The organism is Pantoea sp. DY-17, from assembly GCF_019795975.1.
Classification (GTDB): domain Bacteria; phylum Pseudomonadota; class Gammaproteobacteria; order Enterobacterales; family Enterobacteriaceae; genus Pantoea; species Pantoea leporis.
Map to the genome: position 1 here is coordinate 1,296,623 of NZ_JAIMIG010000001.1, position 23,912 is coordinate 1,320,534.

At 57.1% G+C, this 23,912-nt stretch carries 19 protein-coding genes and 1 pseudogene; 11 read left to right on the forward strand and 9 right to left on the reverse strand.

Annotated features, from left to right (window positions below; all coding sequences use genetic code 11):
- Positions 1–12: 12 nt before the first annotated feature.
- Both K5Y33_RS06150 and K5Y33_RS06155 read right to left on the reverse strand, forming a co-directional pair.
- Positions 13–1,311 carry a Fic family protein gene (locus tag K5Y33_RS06150; RefSeq protein WP_222233482.1) on the reverse strand — a complete coding sequence of 433 codons (1,299 nt, stop codon included), beginning with the start codon at positions 1,309–1,311 and terminating at the stop codon, positions 13–15.
- 77 nt (positions 1,312–1,388) lie between these two features.
- A complete protein-coding gene (locus tag K5Y33_RS06155) occupies positions 1,389–2,021 on the reverse strand; it encodes a DapH/DapD/GlmU-related protein (RefSeq protein WP_222233483.1) in 633 nt (210 codons plus the stop codon).
- Between the two features lie 132 nt (positions 2,022–2,153).
- Between K5Y33_RS06155 and K5Y33_RS06160 the strand changes: the two genes are divergently transcribed.
- Positions 2,154–3,056, forward strand: coding sequence for a ParB/Srx family N-terminal domain-containing protein (locus tag K5Y33_RS06160; protein ID WP_222233484.1), 903 nt, complete (start codon positions 2,154–2,156; stop codon positions 3,054–3,056).
- A 53-nt stretch (positions 3,057–3,109) separates the two neighbouring features.
- Here the strand turns inward: K5Y33_RS06160 and K5Y33_RS06165 are convergent, their stop codons facing one another.
- Positions 3,110–4,204: a tRNA-dihydrouridine synthase gene (locus tag K5Y33_RS06165; protein ID WP_222233485.1), complete on the reverse strand. Its 1,095-nt coding sequence runs from the start codon at positions 4,202–4,204 to the stop codon at positions 3,110–3,112.
- Positions 4,205–4,307: 103 nt separating this feature from the next.
- Between K5Y33_RS06165 and K5Y33_RS06170 the strand changes: the two genes are divergently transcribed.
- Together K5Y33_RS06170 and K5Y33_RS06175 are read left to right on the forward strand one after the other, a co-directional pair.
- A complete protein-coding gene (locus K5Y33_RS06170; protein ID WP_222233486.1) occupies positions 4,308–5,183 on the forward strand; it encodes a LysR family transcriptional regulator in 876 nt (291 codons plus the stop codon).
- A gap of 14 nt (positions 5,184–5,197) precedes the next feature.
- The gene (locus K5Y33_RS06175; protein ID WP_225608150.1) at positions 5,198–5,359 is read left to right on the forward strand and encodes a hypothetical protein; all 162 of its coding nucleotides are present in this window, start codon (positions 5,198–5,200) and stop codon (positions 5,357–5,359) included.
- A gap of 83 nt (positions 5,360–5,442) precedes the next feature.
- Here K5Y33_RS06175 and K5Y33_RS06180 read toward each other — a convergent pair.
- A pseudogene (locus K5Y33_RS06180) lies at positions 5,443–7,836 on the reverse strand (TIM-barrel domain-containing protein).
- A gap of 14 nt (positions 7,837–7,850) precedes the next feature.
- Positions 7,851–9,152 carry an MFS transporter gene (locus K5Y33_RS06185; protein ID WP_222233487.1) on the reverse strand — a complete coding sequence of 434 codons (1,302 nt, stop codon included), beginning with the start codon at positions 9,150–9,152 and terminating at the stop codon, positions 7,851–7,853.
- A gap of 230 nt (positions 9,153–9,382) precedes the next feature.
- Between K5Y33_RS06185 and uxuA the strand changes: the two genes are divergently transcribed.
- From uxuA to uxuR, 3 genes are all read left to right on the forward strand, one after another.
- Positions 9,383–10,576, forward strand: coding sequence for a mannonate dehydratase (gene uxuA, locus K5Y33_RS06190; protein WP_222233488.1), 1,194 nt, complete (start codon positions 9,383–9,385; stop codon positions 10,574–10,576).
- Positions 10,573–11,991 carry a glucuronate isomerase gene (gene uxaC / locus K5Y33_RS06195; RefSeq protein ID WP_222233861.1) on the forward strand — a complete coding sequence of 473 codons (1,419 nt, stop codon included), beginning with the start codon at positions 10,573–10,575 and terminating at the stop codon, positions 11,989–11,991. The genes uxuA and uxaC overlap by 4 nt, the downstream gene beginning before the upstream one ends.
- 121 nt (positions 11,992–12,112) lie before the next feature.
- Entirely contained in the window at positions 12,113–12,889 is a 777-nt protein-coding gene (uxuR, locus tag K5Y33_RS06200) for a Uxu operon transcriptional regulator (RefSeq protein WP_137385745.1), read from the forward strand.
- Between the two features lie 158 nt (positions 12,890–13,047).
- Here uxuR and K5Y33_RS06205 read toward each other — a convergent pair whose 3' ends face one another.
- The 4 genes from K5Y33_RS06205 to K5Y33_RS06220 form a co-directional block, all read right to left on the reverse strand.
- Positions 13,048–14,430 (reverse strand): Xaa-Pro peptidase family protein, encoded by a 1,383-nt coding sequence (locus K5Y33_RS06205; protein WP_222233489.1) that lies wholly within the window; start codon positions 14,428–14,430, stop codon positions 13,048–13,050.
- 590 nt (positions 14,431–15,020) lie between these two features.
- Positions 15,021–16,313 carry a sorbosone dehydrogenase family protein gene (locus K5Y33_RS06210; protein ID WP_101764461.1) on the reverse strand — a complete coding sequence of 431 codons (1,293 nt, stop codon included), beginning with the start codon at positions 16,311–16,313 and terminating at the stop codon, positions 15,021–15,023.
- The gene (locus K5Y33_RS06215) at positions 16,310–16,732 is read right to left on the reverse strand and encodes a DUF2231 domain-containing protein (RefSeq protein WP_222233490.1); all 423 of its coding nucleotides are present in this window, start codon (positions 16,730–16,732) and stop codon (positions 16,310–16,312) included. The genes K5Y33_RS06210 and K5Y33_RS06215 overlap by 4 nt, the downstream gene beginning before the upstream one ends.
- A 130-nt stretch (positions 16,733–16,862) precedes the next feature.
- Positions 16,863–17,978, reverse strand: coding sequence for an ABC transporter substrate-binding protein (locus K5Y33_RS06220; RefSeq protein WP_222233491.1), 1,116 nt, complete (start codon positions 17,976–17,978; stop codon positions 16,863–16,865).
- Positions 17,979–18,302: 324 nt separating this feature from the next.
- Between K5Y33_RS06220 and K5Y33_RS06225 the strand changes: the two genes are divergently transcribed.
- From K5Y33_RS06225 to K5Y33_RS06245, 5 genes are all read left to right on the forward strand, one after another.
- Positions 18,303–19,457, forward strand: coding sequence for a mandelate racemase family protein (locus K5Y33_RS06225; RefSeq protein WP_137385741.1), 1,155 nt, complete (start codon positions 18,303–18,305; stop codon positions 19,455–19,457).
- A 61-nt stretch (positions 19,458–19,518) separates the two neighbouring features.
- Entirely contained in the window at positions 19,519–21,150 is a 1,632-nt protein-coding gene (locus tag K5Y33_RS06230) for an ABC transporter substrate-binding protein (protein WP_222233492.1), read from the forward strand.
- On the forward strand, positions 21,147–22,172 hold the full coding sequence (locus K5Y33_RS06235) for an ABC transporter permease (protein WP_222233493.1): 1,026 nt from the start codon (positions 21,147–21,149) through the stop codon (positions 22,170–22,172). The genes K5Y33_RS06230 and K5Y33_RS06235 overlap by 4 nt, the downstream gene beginning before the upstream one ends.
- Entirely contained in the window at positions 22,169–23,074 is a 906-nt protein-coding gene (locus K5Y33_RS06240; protein WP_222233494.1) for an ABC transporter permease, read from the forward strand. The genes K5Y33_RS06235 and K5Y33_RS06240 overlap by 4 nt, the downstream gene beginning before the upstream one ends.
- On the forward strand, positions 23,046–23,912 hold the full coding sequence (locus K5Y33_RS06245; RefSeq protein ID WP_222233495.1) for an ABC transporter ATP-binding protein: 867 nt from the start codon (positions 23,046–23,048) through the stop codon (positions 23,910–23,912). Before K5Y33_RS06240 ends, K5Y33_RS06245 begins: the two co-directional genes overlap by 29 nt.

Sequence of the window (23,912 nt, forward strand, 5' to 3'; positions counted from 1 at the left end):
GCGATAACGCTGTTACCCTTCGCGCTTTTTCAGCCACTCCTGCAGCTTGCGCAGTGAAACAGGCGCCTGATACACCGTTCCTTTCCCCTCCTTTAGTGGACGCAACAATCCCTGTTCGGTGAGGTTTTTCAGGCGCGCACGCGCGGTGTTATCCGCGATGCCGAGCCGCGATTTAATCCCGGCAGAGCTGAGTAACGAACCCGGCGCATTCAGCGCGATGGCCATGATATCCAGCTCACCTTTGGCTAAGGTCATATGCTCTTCCACCCACGTCACTAAACGCTCCCGCTCTTTGTGCAGCGTGGCGATTTGCTCGGTGAAGGCAGTCACCGCGCGCATCACCACTTCGCACTGAAACTGCACGAAATAGGTCAGGTCCATCTCATCAGTTTCGCTGTAAAGATAGGAAATGCCGTACTTTACCGCCGCGGCTTTCAACAGCTTGCTGATTGAGATGTAGCGGAACGCGCTGTAACCGTGACGAATCAGATGATGGTAGAACAGGCCGCGCGCGGTGCGCCCGTTGCCATCATTGAAGGGATGAATGTAGCCGATGGCAAAGTGCATCACGCAGGCCACCAGCAAAGGATGCGTGCCCTGCTGCTCCAGCCAGGCAACTTCGGCGCATAACGCGTCCAGCAGGCTATTGAGCCGCTGATAATCCTGCGGCTGATGAATGATTTCGCCGTCGCGCCCGGCAACAAACACATCGTTATTGTCGCGCACGGCGCCGGGCCGATATTTGTCATCATTAATGCCGGCGCAGGCGATGTGATGAATTTCCAGAATATCGGCGCGCGTCAGCGGCGCGTCACCCAGCGTGGCAATGTGCTGCATCAAGCGCCAGTTGCCCATGATCATGCTTTCATCTTCGTTGCGCGGCGCACGCCCCACCGCCAGCAACTCCATCGCCACGCGCGAGGTGGTCGCCGCGCCTTCCAGCTGGCTGGATGAAATCGCCTCTTCCATGATCAGCTGTGACATCAGGTAAGAAGCCGCGTCCTCATCCGTTGGTTCGCCGTTGCGTGCAAAGGTCATACGATCAACCATCGACATCGCCGCCGTGATTTTGGCCGTAAGATTACAGGTCACGGTTTGATCGGCGATCACAAAGTGCTGCGCGCTGCTGCGGCGCTTGAATTTCAGTGCGCTCCACACTTTCTCACGCGTCTGACTATCACTGACACGACGATATAACTCATCGAAATGCAGATAGCGCTCATCCCACTCGGCATGACTGGCGAGGAGCGAATTAATCTCACTGATACTCAGCGAATCAATAAGTTGAGCGGGTGGGCGGCGCAGCTTCATCTCAAGCAATCTCAAAAACAGGGTATTTTGAGTTTACTTGAGATTCGCTGCGACGACAAATGGCGCTTGCAGCGCGGTTAGCTGCCGTGCCGCTGGCAAAATGCGCGGAGATCGGAGGATTGGAAATCGGCCAGATTCGCCATCAGCTTCTCCAGCGGCCAGTTCCACCAGGCAATCGCCTGCAGCTGCGCGGCAATATCCGCCGCGAAACGTGCACGGATCACTTTGGCTGGCACGCCACCGACAATGGTGTATGGCGGCACATCTTTCGTCACCACCGCACCGGCCGCCAGCACCGCGCCGTCACCCACCGCCACGCCCGGCAGTACGATCACGCCATGCCCAATCCACACATCATTGCCAATAATCACGCGATCGGCGCGACGCTCGGCAAAGAAGCCATTATCGCGCTCCGCCTGCGCATCGTAGTATTCCGGACAGTAGGTGAAACGGTGCTGCGAGGCGCGATCCATTGGATGATTGGGTGCGCCAATCCGTACATGATTGGCAATGGCGGTAAAGCGTCCGATTTGCGCATCGGCGACGCAGCAATGCTCTCCCATATAGGAGAAGTCGCCCAGTTCGCTGTATTCGATATAGGTTTCGGCCAGCACTTCACATTGCGCGCCAATCTGGGTTTCGCGCATGCGCACGCTGGGATCGATAACGGTGTGTTGCAGTTTTGTCGGTTGCACAGCAGCAAGTGCCATAATCAAAGCTCCGTGTGGTCAGATGTCTGGATGACCGGTTGCGACTGGGCAACCGCGAGCGACAACACTACAGCGGCAAAATGACACTAATGCTATTGTGCGTATCTGTTTCAGGCGATTCGAGGAAAAGGAATGAGAACACCGTGGTCAATACTGGCGCTGTTATGGTCAGCCGGACAGGCATCCGCCGCTCTGCCCGCCGACATCAAAGCCGGTGATATTGTGCAAGTGCAGTTAGCGCAACTCCATCCAACGCAGGCCGCGATTGGCTATCGTCAGCTGGATTACAAGCAGCATCGTTATGAAGCCGAACCGAAAAAGCTGTTCGATGATTATTGCGAAAGCATGGGGCAGAAAGGCGTTGATAAATTTGACAGTAAATCACGTCTCTCGCAGCCCAGCAGCTTCAGCTGTAAAGCACCGGTCGGCAGCGAACCGGGCCCGATGAAAACGGCGGTGATTGCGCCGGATAACGTGCTGTACCTCACCGATGGTCATCATACTTTCAGCAATTTCGCCGATATCGCCGGTCTTAACACGCCGGTGCAGGTGCGCATCACCGATGACTTCCGCAGCCTGAAAACCATGTCCGCCTTCTGGCAAAAAATGGAAACGGCACATCTGGTGTGGCTGGATACGCCAGCTGGCAAAATTAAACCGGACGCGCTGCCGAAAGAGTTGGGCCGCCAGCATATGCAGAATGATGAATATCGCTCGCTGGTCTATTTCGTGCGCGATATTGGCTTTGAGAAGGAGCAGAATCCGCCGCCGTTCCTCGAGTTCTACTGGGGCAAATGGCTGGAAACGCAGCTGCCGCTGAAGAACTTTGACCTCAATAACCGCAACGGTTACGCCAAAGCGCTGGAAACCATCGCTGAGAAGATGACCAGCGTGCCGAAAGACACGGTGATTGCGCACAGCGATAGCGGCCCGCTGACGGCGGATCGGTTAGGCGCACGCAAGAAAGTGAATGAGAAGAAGCTGGAGAAGCTGGTCTCCGACAAGGGCAAACTGACGTGGGCTTTTGCGCAATAATCGTGTGGTCGCCATTCATGGCGACCCATTTACCCATCAGCGCCCTTTCAGCGTTAAACCAACTCGCAGTTTTTCACATCCGCCGATGGCGCCAGCAGATTTTTATCAAATTCGCGCAGTGCCACGCCATCACGAATACGCATCGGCCAGTCGGGATTCGCCAGCGCGCTTTTGCCTATCGACACATAATCCGCGCCCTGCTCCAGCGCCTGCGCCGCCGTGCTGGCATCACTTAACGCGCCATTGGCGATAATCGGCAATTTCGGTGCCGCCTGACGCGCAATTTGCACCAGTGACAGCGGCGAATCGGCAAACGCCGGTTGCAGCGCGTCATATTCAGTCAGATGCAGATAATCCACGCCGGCCTCAGCAATCGCGGCGAATACCAGGCGCGCGCCCGCTTCGCCTTCCCGCCATTTGTGATGAAAATCATTCACTTTGCCCTGTGAGAGGCGAATTCCCAGCGTAACATCCTTGCCTACGCGCTGGCGCACCGCGGCGATCACCGCCAGCGTCAGAGACAAACGTGCCACGATATCGCCGCCCCAGCGATCGCTGCGCTGATTGGTGTAATCGGTAAAGAACTGGTCAAGCAGATAGCCGTTAGCGCCATGAATTTCGATGCCATCAAAACCCGCTTCGCCGACTGCCCGCGCCGCAGTGTGCGTAAAGCTGTCGATCACCTGCTGGATCTGCTCTTCATTCATTTCGCGTGGCAGCGGATAGGCGCCATGACCGTGATAGAAACCGAGTTGTTCCCCGCGCGGCTGCACCGCTGAGGGCGCGAGCGTGTCCGGTCGATAGATATTGCCCTGCGATATCGCCCCGGCATGCATCAACTGCGCAATGATTTTGCCGCCATGCTGATGCACCCGATCGGTGATCGCGTGCCAGCCGGCGCTCTGTTTAGCGTTAATCAGCCCCGCCTGAAACGCATAGGTTTGCGACCAGGCTTCATCGATATAGATGCCTTCGGTGATGATGGAGCTAAAGCCGCCGCGCACGAAGCGCTGATAGTAGTGCTGCATACGTTCGCCTGGTATGCCGTCAACGCTGGCGGAGATGCGCGTCATGGGCGCCACCATAATGCGATTCTTCAGCGCCAGCCGATTCAGTGTGCCGCTCTGAAAAAGATGTTTATCACTCATATTGCTCTCTGGATGCGGATTATCTACAGAGCGCAGTATATTCGGTCGCCACAGGGACAAAAATGGCCGATGATGATACGTCTGTATAACGGAAATCGTTACAATGAACTCAAAAGATGTTGAGGTGTTCCTGATGGTCACCCAGACGCGCAGCCTGACGCAGGCTGCGCGTCGACTGAACACCACGCCGATGACGGTCTCACGCCGACTCGCCTCGCTGGAAGAAGATCTCGGCGTGCGCCTGCTGCATCGCACCACCCGCGCCATTGCGTTAACAGATGAAGGTGAAGAGTTTCTGCCCTACGCCAAAACCCTGATGGAAACCGAACAGAGCGCGCGCAATCTGTTCTCGCCGAATAAACAGGGCGCCACCGGCCAGCTGCGCATCACCGCACCTTCTGGTTTTGGCCGCCGCACCATTATTCCATTGCTGCCCGCGCTGATGGCGGAGAATCCCGAACTGAAGATCGATTTCCAGCTCAGCGATAACGTCACCGATATTGTTGGGCTGGGCTACGATGTCGCCATTCGCATCGCCCCGCTGCGGGATTCGCGCTTAGTCGCGCAGCGGCTGGCGGATAATCCGCGCGTGCTCTGTGCTTCTCCAGACTATCTGGCGCGCTTCGGCACGCCAAAACTGCTGGCCGATTTGCATCAGCATAACTGCCTGCGCTTATCCGGCGTGCCGCAATGGAGTTTTATAGTCGACGACCATATTTCCAGTGTCAGCGTTGAGGGCCGTTTTAGCGGCAGCAATGTGGAAGGCGTGCGTACCTTATGCGTAGCGGGCAGCGGCATCGCCCAGCTCTCTGCGTGGGATGTGCAGCAAGAGTTGGCGGCAGGTGAACTGACTGAGATTACCTTGCGAGATGCCCAACCGCAGCTGCTCGGCGTCTGGGCGCTGTTTCCCACCGCACGGCATCTGCCAACGCGCGTCACGGTTTTTCTAAACGCCCTAAAACAGGCGATGGCACGTTAATTCAGAAAATGTGAATGGCGAATCAGGGGCAAAATCTGGATGCGGAAGAGGTGGGATTAACCGCGAAGAAAATTAAAATCGATGCGTTTCTTGAACTGATTCTGGCAGGAAAGATCAGCGACGCGACAACGGTTACCGCGTTTCTGTTGGCGCGGGCGAAAGGGTTAATCGACTGATCTCTCTGCTTTATTCCAGGTGCGCATGAATGCGCACCCTACGAATACAACATCGATGTAGTGCCGCCATTCAGGGCGACCGATTACTCCGCAGCAATATCCGCTAACACCGCTTCTGCCTGCGCGTTATCGACCGCCACGCCATCAATAAATAACTGACGCTGTTCACCCAGCGGCAGCATCACTTTTAACCTCTGCCAGGCTGGCTGGAAGCTGCCTTTACGCTGGAAGTTAAGGTGAATCGCCTCAGCATCGCTGCGCATTTCCCAGTTCAGCCACAGCGCGTTGCCCTGCTGATAACCCCAGCTTTCGCCATCATCCTCAAACAGCACACCGTGGCTGACACCTTTGCCTTTAAGCGGGAACAGCTGCAAGGTGCGCCGATCGTCAGCTTGTGCATCAACATGACGCAGGCGCTCGCTGAGCGGTAAGGCCGCTCCGGCGCGTACCAGCATCGGCTGGGTTTCCAGCGGAGCCGCCAGCGTGATCCATTGGCCGCCGCTGAACCATTGCTGGGTAGCAAAGTCATACCAGCCGGTTTGGTTATCGGGCAGCCACAGGCGACGCTCGCGCTGACCGGGTTCGACCACGCTGGCCACCAGCAGATCGCGGCCCAGCATAAACTCATCGCACTCGGCGAACGTCTGCACATCCTGTTCATGATCGAGGAAAGTCGGACGCAGCATCGGTTCATCGTCAGCATGCGCCTGCCACAGCAGCGTATAGAGATAAGGCAGCAGTCGATAACGCAGTTCAATCGCGGCGCGGATCGCAGGCGTAGCCGCCGGATACATCCAGGGTTCATTGACGGTGTGATCGTCATTCCACGAGTGAATGGTGAAACGCGGATGCATCACGCCGTTTTGTACCCAGCGCACAAACAGTTCTGCATCTGGCTTATCGCCGGAGAAGCCACCGACATCATGTCCCACGTTATACAAACCGGACAGGCTCATGCCCAATCCCATGCGGATGTTGTAACGCAGCGTGGTCCAGTTGGTGCGGTTATCGCCGCTCCAGGTTTGCACATAACGCTGCATCCCGGCGCAGCCTGAACGGGAAATCAGGAACGGGCGTTTTTCCGGCGCGAAACGCTGCTGCGCTTCCATTGAGGCGCGCATCATCAGCAGCGGCATCACCGGGCGAATGTGTTTGATGGCAATTGGCGTACCGAAACCGTGGCAGCGCGCTTCGCCATCCCACACTTCATATTCGTTGTTGTCATTCCAGGTGGAATCGATGCCCTTTTCCAGCAGCTGTTTGGTGACGTTTTCCTGCCACCAGGCGACGGCTTGCGGATGGGTGAAATCGAGATGTGAACCTTCGTCATCCCAGAACACCGAACGCTCAGGCGCATCCTCTTCCGAGTCGCGGATAAACAGCCCTTGTTCCGCCACTTCGTTATAACGCGGATGATCCTGCAACAGGCACGGTTTGATATTAGCGGCGAGGCGCAAGCCCGCGTCGTGAAATGCCTGGCTCATCACTTCCGGCTGCGGCACTTTGTCGTAGTTCCAGTTGAACACGTAGCGCTTGTTGTTAATTGAGGTGTAGCCCGATGAAAGCTGGAATGAATCGCACGGAATATCGTGTTCTTCGCACAGGCGGATGAAGTTCATCAGCTGATTTTGTGCATCTGGCGCATCGGTGTAATGCATGGTTGAACCGCTGTAGCCGAGGCTCCATTTTGGGCCGAACAGCGTTTTACCGGTGAGACGCACAAAGGCTTTGGTGACATCCAGCACCTTGTCACCAACAAACAGGTAATAGTCGATATCACCGCTTTCGGCCTGCCAGCGGCGATACGGTTTGTGATAGTTATCGAGTTCATTACCCAGGTCAAACCAGCTGCTGCTGAGGTTATCGTAATAGAGACCAAAGCTAACGTCGGTGCGACGGGTGATGGTAAACGGCACATGCTTGTACAGCGGATCGGTGGAGGCCGCGTTGTAGCCCATCGCATCAAGGTTACGCATCTCATAACGCTGGCCGTTACGCTGCAAATCGCCGCTTTTCTCACCCAGGCCATAATAGCGATCGTCGTTCATGCGGCACTGATAGTGCGCCACGCCATCGCCGTGCGCGTTAATTTGATAAGCGCTGGTTGGACGGTCGCAGGTCAGCAGCTGCTATGCGCCGTGGCTGTCGCAATATTGCCACTCCAGCGCCAGCGGTTGATGGACGATTACCCGCAGTTTATCGGTGGCCACCACCAGCGTGTCGCCCTCTTCTTCCAGCGTGAACGACGGCAAGGTGAATCCGGCCAGGCTGTCGCGCTGACGCCCTTCCCACGGCACATCACTTTCTGGCGCGATGCTCCAGGTGCGATCAAGGCTATACGCGCCCTGACGTTTAATCGCCACGCGGAACATGCCCGTTTCCAGCACATACAGACACAGCGTGTGTTTGCCGTCGACGGTTAACGCCACGTGGTGCGCATCGGAACCGGCTAATGACCAATTTTTTAACGTTTTCATCGTTACCTACTTTTTCATGCGCGCTGGGCGCGACGTTCAGCAATAAAAGCAATCAGGAATACAGCGCCAATCAGGTCGAAGAAGCCCATGGCGACAAACAGCGGATTAAAGCCAATGGTGTCGGCGGTAACGCCGATCAGCAGTGAGAACAGGAAGCTGGAGATCCACGCGAACGAGCCGCGCATGCCGTTGACGGTGGCCATCTGGCCTTTATCAAACTTCTCCACCACCAGCGCGCTCAGCATGCAGGAGATGATCTGATGGCCGAAACCACCAATCGAGATCAGCGCAATGGCTACGTAAGGATCTTTAGTGACCGCCACCAGCGCCAGCGACAGCATCAGGAAAGCGCCGGTCACCGAACTCGCCACCACGGAGTTAACCTGGGTAAAACCAAAGATTTTGGTGTAGAGCCGCGTCAGATAGCCGCTGGCCGCGCTGCCTAAATCGGCGGCGAGGAACGGCAGCCAAGCGAACATAGCAATCTGCTTCAGATCCATGCCCAGCTCTTTCGCCAGATAGAGCGGCACCCAGAAGCTCAGCACGCCCCAGGCGGGTTCAGCCATAAAAGCGGGAATGGCGATGCCGTAAAAACGTTTGTTTTTCGACACGGTTTTCAGCGCGGTAAAGAACGGTAGTTTCACCGCTGACGGTTCGTTGTCCTGACGAATAAATTCCAGTTCCGAGGCCTGCAAATTCGGGTGCTGCTCCGGATCGCGATAGAACAGCCACCACAGCACCACCCAACCCAGCGCCAGACAGCCGGTGAACAGGAACGCGCCCTGCCAGCCAAAGGAAGCGTGCGCAAAGTAGATAATCGGTGGTGCCAGCATCGCGCCGAGCGAAAAGCCCACGCCCGCCCAACCGGCGGCGATAGGACGCTCTTTTTTCGGGAACCATTCGCCGATCACTTTGGCGTTAGCCGGCGTCGCCGCCGCTTCTGCGCCGCCCATGACAAAACGCAGGATGGCCAGATGCACCCAACTGGCCGCGCCAGCGTGGAACAAACAGGCGACCGCCCAAATGGTGGCGCAGACCAGGAAACCGACTTTCAGGCCAATAACGTCGATTAGCCAGCCGCAAATCGGCTGAAAGAAAGTGTACGCCAGCTGAAATGCGCCGACGATCCAGGAATATTGTTCGGTGGTGATGTTGAGGCTGGTTTTAAGCTCCGGGGCCAGCAAGCCCAATGAGTTACGGGTGATGTAATTGACCGTCACGCCGGCTAAGAACAGCACCAGCACCCACCAGCGCAGATTGCGCAAGGTGCGTTTGGTGCCTGCGGCGGTTATCCCTGGATTTAAACTGCGGTTCATCGGGTTCTCCCTTAGTGAGTCATTTCTAACCATCCGCCAGGAGTGAACCACAGTTGCGAAAAGTGGTCGCCAAATTGATGTCGCAAATGTGATCTGGTTAACCAAAATCACTCACCAGGTTGACTTAACCCCGTAAAGAGCAGAGTTTTAACCCGGAATCGCGTGTTTATTGTTTGATGTAACGCGCTAATAAAGAATATTGGTCAACCAATCGTGAGTGAGGTAACAACATGAAGCAGACCTGGCGCTGGTATGGCCCCAACGATCCTGTCTCTCTGGCCGATGCACGCCAGGCGGGCGCAACCGGCATCGTCACCGCACTGCATCACATACCTAACGGCGAAGTGTGGTCAGTCGACGAAATCATGCAGCGCAAGGCGCTGGTGGAAGCCGCCGGTTTGGTGTGGTCGGTGGTGGAGAGCGTGCCGATTCATGAAGAGATCAAAACCGGCAGCGGCCGCTGTCAGCACTGGATTAGCAACTATCAGCAGTCGCTGCGCAACCTGGCGCAGTGCGGCATCAAAACCGTGTGCTACAACTTCATGCCGATCCTCGACTGGACGCGCACCGATCTCGAATATCTGCTGCCGGATGGCGCAAAAGCCCTGCGCTTTGATCAGATTGAGTTCGCGGTGTTTGAACTGCACATTCTGCAGCGTCCAGGCGCAGAGCAGGATTACAGCGCGCAAGAGATCGCCCAGGCCGCTGAACGCTTTGCAACGATGAGTGAAGAGCACCGTAACCGCCTGATGCGTAACATCATCGCCGGTTTGCCAGGCGCGGAGGAAGGTTACACGCTGGATCAATTCCGCGCCCAGCTGGCGCGTTATGAGGGCATCGGTAAGGCTGAACTGCGCGAGAATTTTGCCACCTTCCTGCGCGCCATTGTCGCGGTTGCTGAAGAAGTGGGCGTGCGCATGGCGGTGCATCCGGACGATCCGCCGCGCCCGATTCTCGGCTTACCGCGCATCGTTTCCAACGCTGACGATCTGCAATGGATGATCGATACCGTCAGCAGCCCAGCCAACGGTTTCACTATGTGTACCGGCTCGTACGGCGTGCTGGCAGAGAATGATTTAGCCGGCATGGTTAAGCGCTTCGGCCCACGCATCTACTTCGCGCATCTGCGCTCTACCAAACGGGAAGAGAACCCCAACAGCTTCCACGAAGCCGCGCATTTGGGTGGCGATGTCGATATGTTTGCGGTGATCAAGGCAATTGCCGAAGAGGAACAGCGCCGTAAAGCCGCGGGGGAGGAAGATTTGATTCCAATGCGTCCCGACCACGGCCACCAGATGCTGGATGACCTGAAGAAGAAAACCAATCCCGGCTACTCGGCGATCGGTCGCCTCAAAGGATTGGCGGAAATTCGCGGCGTCGAACTGGCGATCCACCGCGCCTATTTTGCTCAGGAAGCCCAATAATGCGCTTTATGGATGAAGATTTTCTGCTGCAGAGCGATATCGCGCGGCGCTTGTACCACGACTTCGCTGCGGATATGCCAATCTACGATTATCACTGTCACCTCAATCCGCAGGAGATTGCTGAAGATCGTCGCTTCGCCAACCTCGGCCAAATCTGGCTGGAAGGCGATCACTACAAATGGCGCGCACTGCGCGCCGCGGGCGTCGATGAGTCGTTGATTACCGGCAAGAACACCAGCGACTACGACAAGTATCTCGCCTGGGCGCAAACGGTGCCAAAAACCCTCGGTAACCCGCTCTATCACTGGACGCACCTTGAACTGCGGCGCCCGTTTGGCATAACCGATACGCTGTTTGGCCCGGACACCGCGCCTGCGATCTGGCAGCGCTGCGCGGAACAGCTGGCGACGCCGGAATTTTCCGCGCGCGGCATCATGCACCAGATGAAGGTGCGCATGGTCGGCACCACCGACGATCCGGTTGATTCACTGCACTATCACCGTCAAATCGCCGATGACCGCAGCTTTGATATTGACGTTGCGCCGAGCTGGCGTCCGGACAAGGTCTTCAAAATCGAGCTGGAGGGTTTTGTCGACTATCTTGCTCGTCTGGAAGCCGCCGCCGATGTCGCCATCGACAGCTTCGAGGCGCTACGCCGCGCGCTGTTACGACGCCTTGACCACTTCTCCGCCCACGGTTGTCGCGCCTCAGACCACGGTATTGAAACCCTGCGCTTTGCGCCGGTGCCGGACGACCGCGTGCTCGATACGATTTTGGCGAAACGTCGCCGTGGCGATGCGCTGGATGAATTGGAAATCGCCCAGTTCAGCAGCGCAGTGTTGGTGTGGCTTGGCAGCGAATATGCGCGACGCGGCTGGGTAATGCAGCTGCACATCGGCGCGATCCGTAACAACAGCACGCGCATGTTCCGCCAGCTCGGGCCAGACAGCGGGTTTGATTCGATTGGCGATAACAATATTGCCTGGCCGCTGGCGCGCCTGCTGGATGCGATGGACCTCAACGATCAGCTGCCGAAAACCATTCTCTATTGCCTCAATCCGCGCGATAACGAAGTGCTGGCTACTATGGCGGGCAACTTCCAGGGCGCGGGCGTTGCCGGCAAGGTGCAGTTCGGTTCTGGCTGGTGGTTCAACGATCAGCGCGACGGCATGCTGCGTCAACTGGAGCAACTGTCGCAAATCGGCTTGCTCAGCCAGTTTGTCGGTATGCTGACCGATTCACGCAGCTTCCTCTCCTACACGCGCCACGAATACTTCCGCCGTATTCTGTGCAATCTGCTGGCGCAGTGGGTAAAAGACGGCATTGTGCCGCACGATGAGCCGAGGCTCGGCAACATGCTGCGCGACATCTGCTTTAACAATGCCGAACGCTATTTCGCGCTGAAAGCCCAGTGATGGTGGCCTGGTCACTGCACGCCGTGACCAGGCCGATTCTTATTCGCTATGCTATAGTGCGCGTCTCTGAGTGAGGCTGTATCAGAGATTGTGAATCCTTTAACACACAGAAAAGAGCACGATGAAAACTCAAACTTCAGCACAGCGCCCTTATCAGGAAGTCGGGGAAATGCTCCGCCAGATGATCACGCAGAAGCAGTATGCGGTGGGCGAACGGCTGCCGCCGGAGCGCGAACTCGCCGCGCTATTGAATGTGACGCGTACGCTGGTGCGTGAAGCGCTGATTATGCTGGAGCTGGAAGGATTAATTGAGGTGCGGCGTGGTGCGGGCATCTATGTGATTCACGATTCGCCGCAGCAACCTGTTTCGCTACACAAAGCCAGCAACGATGCCGGACCGTTCGAGATGTTGCAGGCGCGTCAGCTGCTGGAGAGCAATATTGCCGAGTTCGCCGCGCTGCAGGCGACGCGTGAAGACATCATGAAGATGCGCCAGGCGCTGGAGCTGGAAGAGAAAGAGCTGGCGTCGGGTGCGGTCAACCAAAGTGAAAACGGCGATCGCAATTTCCATCTGGCGATTGCCGAAGCCACCCATAACAGCATGCTGGTTGAGCTGTTTAAGCAATCCTGGCAGTGGCGCGAAGATAACGTGATGTGGAGCCAACTGCATCGCCATCTGGTCAACAACGATTACCGCAAACAGTGGCTCGACGATCACAAAAAAATCCTCGCGACGCTGATCAAAAAAGACGCGCGCGCCGCCAAGCTGGCGATGTGGCAACATCTGGAAAACGTGAAACAACGGCTGCTGGAGTTCTCAGACGTTGATGATATCGATTTCGATGGTTATCTGTTTGAGTCATGGCCGCTGTACGCCACCCATAATCCGCCAAACTAATGTGCGTTAACGACTTACCTTGTAAGGCTAATTACCGAGAGCACACATTGAAGCGGCGCAATTCATTGCGTGCTAAATCGCGCCGCTACGGAAGGTGCGCTGATTCGGTACGGCGCTTGACTGAGCGGCATTACGCCATTCAGGGCGACCTCACGACATCAACTCACCACGCTTAACGCCTGATCCTTTGCCAAAAAGAACGGCCTTAGATACGCCACGCTATTCGACAGCGGCAAAATTTCATCGCTGAGCTGAATGCCGATGGTTTCCCGCAGATAACGGCGGCGGGTTTCGATGCGCTGCCACAGCGCCGGATAATCAGTACGGATGTCGCTTTGCAGCGCCGCATCGGCCAGCACCACGCACTCTTCGGCGCTGGCACCGCTGTAGCCCGGCACTGACGGGATGATGTCAATTTGCAGCATCATGCCGCTCTTGAGCAATTCGGTGGACTGATGATAAACCGGCGACGACATCCACTCTTCGTCCGCCACCAGATGTCCCGGATTAAGATGCCAGCCAAAACGGGCTTTCGGCAAAACCTGCTCGATAAGCTGGTACAGCGCACCACCGCTCATGCCGCAGCGAATGTTTTCCAGCCAGGCCACCACGGCTGAGAAATAAGGTTTGGCGATGCGCTCCAAATAATCTTGCTGGCCTGGCGGCAGCTCGCTTTGATCGGCAATGACGAAGCCGCTGCGGCTGGAGAGTCCGCCTTTGAAGGCGGTGGTTAGCGAGAGCGGATCGCCGCGCTGCACTTTTTTGTCGGTGGGATAGAGGTTCGCTTTGTCGAAACGGTTGCCGGTGGCGGCGATAGTCACCACCGTGTTGCATTGCCCTTCGGCGTGCAGTAACGCGCCCAATTCTGTTTCACGCACGCCCACCTCGATGGCATTCAGCGCGTCCAGCATGCACTTTGACGCGAGGTTTGCGCCATATTCGTAATGGGCGATTTCATTGGCATTGCAGGTGGTGCGCGCGCCATTATCGCCAATAAACAAGTGGATGGCATTTTCTAACATGGCGTCATCGTTTAGCGTGCGCTGAATGGCATCGACAATAAAGTACGGCAGATCAAACATCGCACGCCCATTGCCGGCGGCGGGCGTAAACATCTTCCAGCCCACCAGCCCGACTTTATGGCCGTTCGCTAAGCCAGCATCTTTGAAGAGGCTTTCCAGCGGCACTTCATTGTCCATGGGCTGATTGGGAAGCGAGAAGTACGGCGTGTGCAGCAGCGCGGCCGCTGTGCGTGAAAAGCGCGCCATTTTCAGGTTTTCGTTGCCCAGCACCAGCGTGCAAGCTCCGGAGTGATTCAGCAGCAGCAATCCCTCTTCGAAACGCGGGATAAATCCGCTCAGATATTCGAAATTGCCGCCGTGTTCCTTGTCGGCATAGATCACCAGCCAGTCAAAACCCTCGCGCTGCATGCCCGCCAGCAGCGCGTTCTTGCGCTGCACAAGCGTATCATCGGTGAGAAAAACCGGTTCAACGTCGCTGAACGTCATCGGCGCGGTAATCGGCCCGAACGTGATTGCCATGATGCACTTCCTCGCATTACAGAATGAGATGAGGATAGTCGCGTTTTTAGCGCAGCGGATTTTGATCCACGCGAAAAAAGGCGGAGGGGTGAGCTCCGCCTTGTCTCAAGTTCCAGTCAGTGTGCCTGACCGGTCAGTTGCAATAGGGCAACGATGATTTGAAGAATGATGCGGACGATGTCCAGCAGCAATCGAACAAGTTCCATCACTTTCCTTCTCCTCTGAGAGGAGCGCGCCTTTCAGCTGTCGGGGCTTTGACTCCACCCGCCGACCGCCTAAGCACAATTGTGAGGAGTGCTGAGCGGCTCTCATTGTAAAAGCCACAGGCCAGCACCACCTGAAACCTGCCGGGATTTAACTATCCGCGCCCCTGGAGTCATCAGAAAAACAATGAGGCTTAGCTCGTCACTCAACACCTGTATAACCATACAGTATTATGGCAAAACTTGAAATATCTCGCCGCACATTTTATTATCGCTGTTGTGAGGAGTGCTGAGCACCCCGTTCGCGGCGCGGTTACCAGCCGTTTAGCGAACATAAAAAAAAGGATTTGGCTTAATGCCAAATCCTTTTTTATTACCTGCGATTAATTATCTGGCGGAACTGATACGCCAAATGGTATTTCCCGCATCATCGGCAATTAATACGCCGCCCTGCCGATCGGTGGCTAAACCAACCGGCAAGCCGCGCACCTGCTTCTGATCGTCGGTGAGGAAACCAGTCACCACCGGCTGTGGTTGTCCCACCGGTTTCCCATTCTCGAATTTCACCCACACCACCTGATAGCCGTTGAGCGGCGTGCGGTTCCAGCTGCCGTGTTCGCTGATAAACGCCCCGCCGCGATACTGCGGCATATTATCCGCGCCGTAGAACAACAGACCGAGCGGTGCGACGTGCGAACTCAGGGCGTAATCCGGTTTAATCGCCTTCTCTACCAGATCCGGCCTCTGCGGCTGCGCGCGCTCATCTACGTGCTGGCCATAATAGCTGTACGGCCAGCCGTAAAAGCCTTTGTCCTGCACCGACGTCATGTAATCCGGCACTAAATCAGAACCGATCTCGTCGCGTTCATTCACAATCGCCCACAGCTTGCCGCTCTGCGGCTCCCACTGCAATCCGGTGGGATTGCGCAGGCCGCTGGCATAAATCCGGCTGGCACCGCTGGCCGCATCCACTTCCAGCACCGCCGCACGGCGATACTCCTCGCCAATGCCGTTTTCCGTCACGTTACTGTTCGAACCTACGCCAACGTACAGCTTGCTGCCGTCGGGGCTGGCGAGCAGCGATTTGGTCCAGTGATGATTAATCGGCCCGCCCGGCAGCTCGGTCACTTCCACCGGCGGGGTGCGGATCTCGGTTTGCCCGGTTTCATACGGGAATTTCACCAGGCTATCGGCGTTCGCCACATACAGCGTGTTGCCCACCAGCTGCATACCAAACGGCGCCGTCAGGTTGTCGATAAAGCGATGTTGCTCCCATTTGCCGTTAACATTACGCAGCAAGGTAATGCGATTACCGCCCTCGCCGCCCTTGCCAGACGCTTTCTGCACAATGCCCATAATCAGCTGCTTCGGTGCGGTGGTCGGTTTCGGTGTGCCATTGGATTCCGCCACCAGCACATCATTGTTCGGCAGCACCAGCACCTGACGCGGATGCTGCAGATTGTCGGCGATCTTTTCGATCTTTAACCCATCCGCCACTTTCGGCATTTCACCTGCTTTCCACGGCGTGCCTTCCGGCACCTGCATCGGCGGCATAAAGAAGTTCTGCGCCTGCGGCAGTTCAGGATTCGCACCGATTTGCTTTTGAGGATCGATCAGCGCCCCGTCGTCACAGGCGCTGAGCAGCATCGCGATGGCTACCGCACTGAGTAAGTGTTTCATACGCGACCTCCTTGCGTGCGACGTTCGCGCAACACCAGCTGCACGTTAGCGATCAGCAGCAGCGCCACCACCAGCGTCGACAGCGTGATGCCCAGTGGCACCACCGCGTAAGCATCGCGACTGTGAATAAAGGCATTCACCACCGCCAGCACGATCGCCAGCAGCGACAGCCAGAAATGGGTTTTCTCGTTCGGCCGCGCGCCGCGGAATAAATAAACCAAACTGATTAAACGTGGCAGGATGGCCAGCACCAGACCGATAGCGATCAGCCAACTGGCGGATTTGGTCCACATGATGACGAAGGTTTGCAAATAGAGGATATCGAAAAACCAGGCGGCGACAAAAAAGCCCAGCGGCAACGGTTCCAGCAGCGTATACAACGTCACACCGAACACCGATCTTCCTGAGGTATGAAACATTACTCTCTCCCTTACCGTATTATTGTCAGATGGTGCACGCGTTTCGCTTTTATAAAACAACGTGCAGCCACCTGTGAAATATTAGTAAAGATAAACAGTAACGTTTAACACTTATCTAACACACTCTAACTTAAGACTTATCTGCCGGCAGGCTTACCCAATAACCCGGTTGATACGGCAAAGGCAGAAACTTTTCGTGGAACTCACGGAACGTGGCGTCCGGATCGAGATCGGCAAACAGTTCAGGATGTAGCCACTCCGCCAGCGCCTGAATCGCGACAAACTGATACGGGCTGTCGTAGAACTGATGCCAGATGGCATGCGCGTTACCGTTGTGCGCCACCGGCAGTGTTTTGAAGGCATCACGCATCATTAGCAGGCGTAAACGCGCCGTCGCTTCTTTCACATCCGCGCCAGGTCCCACGCCAACCCATTTACCCACGGTGTTGTAGTTTTTCCAGTTCGCGCCTGTCACCACCACCACATCGGGACGGCTGGCGATGATCTGCTCGGGATTGAGTGTGCCGAACGTGCCTGGAATCAACCCTTTGGCGATGTTGCTGCCGCCCGCCAGTTCTACCATCTGACCAAAGTTCTCGTTACCAAACGACATGCAGCACTCGTCGCTGTAGCCGCCAGCACGATCAATCATCACTTTCGGGCGCGTGCCGTTAAAGTTTTTCAGGCGATCGGTCACCTTTTCGATTTGCGCACGGCGGAACGCCACAATCTCTTCGGCGCGCTGCGGATTGTTCACCAACTCGCCCATGATGCGGATGCTTTGCTCAGCATGCTCCATCGGCTTCTCGCGGAAGTCGATAAACACCACCGGCACGCCCACCGCTTGTAACTTCTCGATCAGCTTGCCTTCGTCGGTCGCGGCTTTGGATTCGAGGTTCATCAGCACCAAATCGGGCTTCAGCGTCAGCGCCTGTTCGACGTTAAAGGTGCCATCTTTCGCGCCACCAAAGGTCGGCAGCTTTTTGATCTGCGGATATTTCTTTTCATACGCCATATAGCCGTCGTAGTCGGCTTTATGGAAATCGTCACGCCAGCCCACCACGCGCTGGAACGGCGCAGCGGTGTCAAACGCCGCCAGCAAATACATCTGACGCCCTTCGCCGAGAATGATGCGTTTAGACTCCTCCTTGACCTCGACCTGTCGTCCAGCCACATCGGTAATGGTTTTCGCCGCAACGTGACCCGTCACCGCCAGTAATCCCAGTGCTATCAGCCATGATTTCATTTAATACACCTAGAATGATAATGATTATTATTTAAATTTCGCGGCGTCACTATTACCTGGCAGACAGGAAATGAAAAGCCCTGGATACACATTTTTTTACATTCCCCGCGCTTTTTCCCACTGTGCAATCGCTCACAAAATGCCCTTCATTCGTGAAAAACCTCACAGCTTACCGGGCAAATGCCCAATTAATCGCCGCGCTATCCCGCGCTTTGGCTAATGCGTAAACAAAATGTGAACGCTAAATTACAAAATGAAACGATGTTTTATTTTTTATGTTAATGCCTGATTTGGGCAAGCCACTGAGTTGAAGGAGGAGTTACCGTGAAGATCAGTGCCATTGATGTCACCCTGTTTAGCTACCCCACGCGACGCGTCTCTGACAGCGCCGGACATTCGCATCCCGGCGCAGAGACCGATGCCCAAATGGCGCTGCTAACGATCGCCAGCGAAGATGGCGATTGCGGCTACGCGTTTGCCCCCGCCGAAGTGATTCGGCCGCATGTGGTGAACGCCTTCTTCCGCAAAGTGCTGATTGGGCAAAATGCCTTTGATCGCGAGCGTCTGTGGCAGGATCTGGTGCACTGGCAGCGCGGTAGCGCCCATCAGCTCACCGAACGTGCGTTATCGGCGGTGGAACAGGCGCTGTGGGATTTGATTGGTCGCAAGCTCAAACAACCGGTCCACAAACTGCTTGGCGGTTATCGCGAGAAAATTCCCGCTTACGGCAGCACCATGTGCGGCGATGAGCTGGAAGGCGGTTTATCCACGCCCGATGAATACGCGCAGTTTGCCGAAAAACTGGTCGCGCGCGGTTATCAGGCCATCAAACTGCACACCTGGATGCCGCCGGTTTCGTTCGCGCCCAGCACCCAAATGGACATCAAAGCCTGCGCCGCGGTGCGCGAGGCGGTCGGCCCGGACATCGCCCTGATGCTCGACGGCTATCACTGGTACAGCCGCAGCGAGGCGCTCACCATCGGCAAAGCGCTGGAAAAACTCAATTTCGCCTGGTTCGAAGAGCCGATGGAAGAGGAAAGCATGGCGTCATACGCGTGGCTGGCGGAAAACCTCAGCATTGACGTGCTCGGCCCGGAAAGTCTCGGCGGCAAACACCACAGCCGCGCCGATTGGGTGCGCGCTGGTGCCTGCGACATTCTACGCGCTGGCGCTAACGGCGTCGGCGGCATCTCCGCCACCATGAAGGTCGCCAGCCTGGCCGAAGCCTTTGGTATGGATTGCGAAGTACACGGTAACGGTGCCGCCAGCATCGCGGTGGTCGGCGCTATCCGCAACTGCCGCTGGTACGAACGCGGTCTGCTGCATCCGTTCCTCGATTACGAACAGCCGCCGGCCTATCTCAACGCGCTGGTCGATCCCATGGACGCAGAGGGTTTTGTCCATCTGCCAACGCGTCCCGGACTTGGGGAGGACATCAATTTCGCGTGGATTGAGACACACACGCTAAATCGCTGGTAAGCGCCCAACACAAGCAGTACGGCATAAAAACGATAAACCTCTGACCTGCTGGACTTTGCTTATGAACCTGATGAACCCCTGCAGAGCGTGGTGCGCCGCGCTGCTGCTGCTCACCTGTAGCCCATCGTTGCTGGCGGCCACGCCAGACGACCAGCTGATTGTGGGCATGAACATGAATAACCTGCTCACGCTCGATCCCGCCGCCATGACCGGCAACGAAGTGGTCGGCATTGTCGTCAATCTCTATGACGGTTTAGTCGAGTTAGATCCGCAACAGCTCACCAACGTGCGCCCGGCGCTGGCGGAGCGCTGGGAGATCAGCCCCGACAATCGTCAACTCACCTTTCATCTGCGTGACAATGTCACCTTCCATTCCGGCAATCCGTTGAGCAGCGCCGATGTAATCTGGTCGATGCGTCGCGTGCTGCACCTGAATCTGGCACAGGCCTCGGTATGGAAATCTTACGGTTTCAGCAAAGAGAACGTGGATCAGATGATCAGCGCGCCGGATGCGCACACGTTAGTGATTCGCCTGCCCAAGCCTAACGATCCCAAGCTGGTGCTCTATTCGCTGGCGGCGCTCGGCAGCATGGTGGTACTCGACAGCAAAACCGTGCAGGCGCAGGCGGTGAATAACGACTGGGGCAATCGCTGGCTCACCACCCACGAAGCGGGTTCCGGACCGTTCCGCCTGGATGTGTGGCAGGCCAAAGATGTGCTGCGCATCAGCCGCGATGCCCACTACTGGCGCGGTGCGCCGAAGCTGACGCGTGTGGTGTTCCGTCATCTGCAGGAGTCGCAAACCTTGCGTCTGATGATGGAGAAAGGCGATCTCGATGTTGCCAGCAACATGGCGATCCCCGATGTAAAAGCGCTGCGCCACGATCCCGATCTCACCATCGACGCGGTACAAAAAGGCACGATTTATTACCTGGCGATGAGCATGAAGGACGATCACTTCGCCCATCCGCAGGTACGCGAAGCGCTGCGTTATCTGGTGGATTATCAGGGGATTAACAAAACGCTGATGGCCGGTTACGGCACGCTGCATCAGCGGCCAATTCAAGCCGGCATGCCGGCAACGCTGCCCGATCCTGGCTACAAGCTGGATGTGCCGCGCGCCAAAGCCTTGCTGGCCGCCGCCGGTTATCCCAACGGGTTTGATACCACGCTGCGCGTGCTGGCCGATCAGCCGTTCCTCAATGTCGCCATCGCGATTCAGTCCACGCTGATGCAGGGCGGCATTCGCGCCAAAATCATCACCGGCACCGGTAACCAGATCTACGGTGCGATGCGCGATCGCCAGTTCAATCTGCTGGTCGGGCGCGGCGGCAGCGGCGTGGAGCCGCATCCGCACTCCAGCCTGCGCGCGCTGGTGTACAACCCCAACAACGCCGACAGCGCGCGCCTCACCAATTTTCAGGGCTGGCGCACCGGTTTTTATGACGCGCAGCTGAACAGCATGATCGATAAAGCGCTGCTGGAGCGCGATGTAAAACAGCAGCAGCAGGATTACTTCGCTATCCAGCAGCGCTACGACCAGCTGATTCCGGCGCTAATGCCGATCTCGCAAATGACCGATTCGGTGGTGGTGAACAATCGGGTGCAGGATTACATGCCGCATCCATCGGCCACCACTTTCCTGCGTGACGTATGGAAAACGCCAGACAGCCTGGCGGGAGGTGCGCAATGAAGCTGATAAAAAGCCACTGGCGGCGCCTGCGTAGCCGCACCGTTCAGGTGGCGATCACGCTTTTTGGCCTGCTGTTGCTGACCTTCTTTATTGGTCGTGTGATGCCGCTCGATCCGGTGCTAGCGATTGTCGGGCCGGATGCCGATCACAACACCTATCAGCAGGTTTATCACCAACTCGGCTTCGATAAACCGCTGTGGGTGCAGTTTGGTATCTATCTGCAAGGCCTGCTGCACGGCAACCTTGGGCTGGCGCTACTGACCGGGCAGCCGGTGATCAACGATATCCTGCGCGTCTTCCCGGCCACGGTGGAACTGGCGACGCTGGCGATTGTGATTGGTACCGGCCTCGGCGTCCCGCTGGGCGTGTGGGCCGCCGCACGCCGCAACAGCGTGATTGACTATCTGGTGCGCATCATCAGCCTGGCGGGTTACTCCACGCCGATCTTCTGGGTGGGCATGGTGGGTCTGCTGCTGTTTTATGCCCATCTCGGCTGGGTCGGCGGCGCGGGCCGTGTTGATTTCAGTCTCGATGGCATTGTGCCGCGTCGCACCGGTTTTCTGCTGATCGATGCCTTGCTGGTGGGCGACTTCACGGTGTTTAGCAATGCGCTCAATCATCTGATTCTGCCTGCGTCCCTGCTCGGTTTTCACTCGCTGGCTTACATCAGCCGCATGACGCGCAGCTTTATGCTGGCGCAACTGTCGCAGGAGTTCATTTTGACGGCGCGGGTGAAAGGACTCAGCGAATGGCAGGTGATTTGGCAGCACGCGTTCCGCAATATTCTGGTGCAGCTGCTCACGGTGGTGGCGCTGGCGTACGGCTCGCTGCTGGAAGGCGCGGTGCTGATTGAAACCGTGTTCTCATGGCCCGGTTTTGGGTCCTATCTCACCGGCAGTTTGATGCTCGGCGATATGAATGCGGTGATGGGCTGCGTGCTGGTGGTCGGCCTGATTTTCGTGCTGCTCAATCTTCTCTCTGACCTGCTCTATCAGGTGTTCGATCCGAGGACCAAAGTATGACGATTTCTCTCGATACGCCGTTAGCCAGCCAGACGCGCGAACGGCTGGCGCGCTGTCGCCGCACCGGCGCGCGCATCGGCCATTTTCTCTGGCAAATGGCGCGCAACCCGCTAACCGCGATTGGCGGCGGCCTCATTTTGCTGCTGCTGGTGGTGGCACTGTTCGCACCGTGGATCGCGCCCTACCATCCGCTGATTCAGGACCTCAACAATGCGCTGACGCCGCCCAACGCGCAGCACTGGTTTGGCACCGATGAGTTTGGCCGCGACATCTTCAGCCGTCTGGTGTGGGGCGCGCGCATCACGCTGTATATCGTGCTGCTGGTGTCGATCACCGTTGGCCCGCTGGGCTTGCTGCTCGGCGTCACCGCCGGTTACTTCGGCGGTAAAGTCGATAGCGTGTTGATGCGCGTCACCGACATCTTTATCTCCTTTCCTAGCCTGGTGCTGGCGCTGGCGTTTGTCGCCGCGCTCGGTCCGGGGCTGGAACATGTGGTGATCGCCATTACCCTCACCGCCTGGCCGCCGATTGCCCGACTGGCGCGCGCCGAAGCGCTGTCGCTGCGTCAGGCCGATTTTGTCTCGGCGGTGCGCTTACAGGGCGCCTCTTCACTGCGCATTTTGTGGAAACACATTGTGCCGCTGTGCCTGCCGTCGGTAATCATCCGTATCACCATGAATATGGCGGGCATCATTCTCACCGCTGCCGGACTCGGCTTCCTCGGTTTGGGCGCGCAGCCGCCGGATCCGGAATGGGGCGCGATGATCGCCAGCGGCCGCACATATATGCTGGAGTGTTGGTGGGTGGTGACGGTGCCAGGTCTGGCGATTCTGATCAACAGCTTAGCGTTCAACTTCTTAGGAGATGGCTTACGTGACATCCTCGATCCCCGTAGCGAATAGCGCTGCACCGTTGCTCGACGTGCAGGATTTACAGGTCAATTTCGTCAATGGCCGCCTGGTGACGCCCGCCGTGCGCGGCATCTCCTTCCAGTTGGGCAAGGAGAAACTGGCGATTGTTGGCGAATCCGGTTCCGGCAAATCCACCGTTGGCCGCGCGCTGTTACAGCTGCATCCACGCAGCGCGCAGGTCACGGCACAGCGCATGCAGTTTGATGACGTGGACCTGCTGCGTGCCACGCCGGCGCAGATGCGCGCCATTCGCGGCAAGCGCATCTCCATGATTATGCAGGATCCGAAATACTCGCTGAATCCAGTGGTGCGCGTGGGTGAGCAGATTGCTGAAGCCTGGCGCAGTCATCATCCCGGCCAGCGCGAGGTTGCGCGGCAGCGGGCAATGGAGATGCTCGAAGTAGTGCAGGTGCGCGATCCGGGCCGCATCTATCAATGTTATCCGCACGAAATTTCCGGCGGTCAGGGCCAGCGCGTGATGATCGCCATGATGCTGATTACCGATCCCGAGTTGCTGATTGCCGACGAACCCACTTCGGCGCTGGACGTTTCGGTGCGTTTGCAGGTGCTGGCGCTGCTGGATGATTTGGTGAAACAGCGCGGTCTGGGGCTGATTTTTATCAGTCACGACATCAATCTGGTGCGGCGTTTCTGTGATCGCGTGCTGGTGATGTATGCCGGGCGCGTGGTGGAATCGCTGGCTGCCAGCCAGCTCGATCAGGCGCCGCATCCCTATACGCAAGGCTTACTTGCCGCGCTGCCGGATATGGACCAGCGTCGCGCCCGTCTGCCGGTGCTGCAACGTCAGGCCAGCTGGCTGCAACCCTAA

Excerpts from the sequence above, each read along its gene's own strand:
- K5Y33_RS06170 (WP_222233486.1), top strand. The coding sequence starts at position 4,308 with ATGAACTCAAAAGATGTTGAGGTGTTCCTGATGGTCACCCAGACGCGC.
- uxuR (WP_137385745.1), top strand. The coding sequence starts at position 12,113 with ATGAAAACTCAAACTTCAGCACAGCGCCCTTATCAGGAAGTCGGGGAA.
- K5Y33_RS06240 (WP_222233494.1), top strand. The coding sequence starts at position 22,169 with ATGACGATTTCTCTCGATACGCCGTTAGCCAGCCAGACGCGCGAACGG.
- K5Y33_RS06160 (WP_222233484.1), top strand. The coding sequence starts at position 2,154 with ATGAGAACACCGTGGTCAATACTGGCGCTGTTATGGTCAGCCGGACAG.
- K5Y33_RS06230 (WP_222233492.1), top strand. The coding sequence starts at position 19,519 with ATGAACCTGATGAACCCCTGCAGAGCGTGGTGCGCCGCGCTGCTGCTG.
- K5Y33_RS06165 (WP_222233485.1), bottom strand. The coding sequence starts at position 4,204 with ATGAGTGATAAACATCTTTTTCAGAGCGGCACACTGAATCGGCTGGCG.
- K5Y33_RS06205 (WP_222233489.1), bottom strand. The coding sequence starts at position 14,430 with ATGGCAATCACGTTCGGGCCGATTACCGCGCCGATGACGTTCAGCGAC.
- K5Y33_RS06215 (WP_222233490.1), bottom strand. The coding sequence starts at position 16,732 with ATGTTTCATACCTCAGGAAGATCGGTGTTCGGTGTGACGTTGTATACG.
- K5Y33_RS06220 (WP_222233491.1), bottom strand. The coding sequence starts at position 17,978 with ATGAAATCATGGCTGATAGCACTGGGATTACTGGCGGTGACGGGTCAC.
- K5Y33_RS06185 (WP_222233487.1), bottom strand. The coding sequence starts at position 9,152 with ATGAACCGCAGTTTAAATCCAGGGATAACCGCCGCAGGCACCAAACGC.
- K5Y33_RS06150 (WP_222233482.1), bottom strand. The coding sequence starts at position 1,311 with ATGAAGCTGCGCCGCCCACCCGCTCAACTTATTGATTCGCTGAGTATC.
- K5Y33_RS06235 (WP_222233493.1), top strand. The coding sequence starts at position 21,147 with ATGAAGCTGATAAAAAGCCACTGGCGGCGCCTGCGTAGCCGCACCGTT.
- K5Y33_RS06175 (WP_225608150.1), top strand. The coding sequence starts at position 5,198 with ATGGCGAATCAGGGGCAAAATCTGGATGCGGAAGAGGTGGGATTAACC.
- K5Y33_RS06155 (WP_222233483.1), bottom strand. The coding sequence starts at position 2,021 with ATGGCACTTGCTGCTGTGCAACCGACAAAACTGCAACACACCGTTATC.
- uxuA (WP_222233488.1), top strand. The coding sequence starts at position 9,383 with ATGAAGCAGACCTGGCGCTGGTATGGCCCCAACGATCCTGTCTCTCTG.
- K5Y33_RS06210 (WP_101764461.1), bottom strand. The coding sequence starts at position 16,313 with ATGAAACACTTACTCAGTGCGGTAGCCATCGCGATGCTGCTCAGCGCC.